The 773-nt window shown below is 53.6% G+C and carries 1 protein-coding gene and 1 pseudogene; both read right to left on the bottom strand.

Annotation, left to right across the window (positions count from 1 at the left end):
* A partial coding sequence (locus tag ACFRAK_RS29660; RefSeq protein ID WP_394573287.1) for a DUF4870 domain-containing protein occupies positions 1-298 on the bottom strand: 298 nt, incomplete at its 3' end.
* A gap of 98 nt (positions 299-396) precedes the next feature.
* Positions 397-773 (bottom strand): annotated as a pseudogene (locus tag ACFRAK_RS29655) (electron transport protein); the annotation flags it as partial.

The following is a 773-nucleotide window of genomic DNA, read 5'->3' as shown; positions in this document are numbered from 1 at the left end:
ATGGCAGCTTGAACCATTTCCCTTGAATGGCCTGAGCCATCAGCACCAACCACATCAGGACGCCGATCAGTGCGAGCAGTGCCGATGCGAGAAGCCCGATAATGGGCACGGCCCCTGCCAGCAGATGGGCTGCGGCAAGGAGGCTGAACGCTAGCAGAGACTGTAGCGCATGGAATATGACGTAACGGCTTCTTTTTTCCAGCGATAGAAACAGAATCCCGCCTACCATGGGTAACAAATAGCAGAGTGTGGCAGCCAGGTTCTCGGGAAGTCCTGTAGATGATTTGAACGGGGACAAACTCATCAACTCCTTGTCTAAACCAGAATCTCGACCTTGCAGGCTCTATATCTTACCTTATGAGCGGCTTGGACAAAGTATGATGGTTATTCCCCGTATTACTTCATTTTCAGGTTGAGCAGATAGTGCACGAGTGCATCCTGCTGCTCAGGTGTGAATCCGCTGCTCTCATCGACCCAGAATTCATGTCCCTGTCCTGTAACGTGGGTGTCTCTCAGCCTCGTATCTTGGAGGTTCGTCTCCAGGACCTGCTGTCTTAATCTCCGGTCGATCATGGCTTTCAAGCTGTTATAGGGATCGGGACGGACCCCCTTCATCAGCGTGGCAGGTACACCCGCTTGGCTCACGTTCGGCCCGACGGCTACACCGCCGTCATGCAGATAGGGGGCGGACCAGCGAAGGCCAATTAATCCTTTGACCTTGTAACCGCCTTCGGTTGGCTTATGTCCGAATCCAAGCTGGATCTGCTCCGCAT

The organism is Peribacillus sp. NPDC056705, from assembly GCF_043656335.1.
The sequence above is the reverse complement of the archived record's forward strand: the minus strand, read 5'-3'. Positions and strand labels throughout refer to the sequence as shown.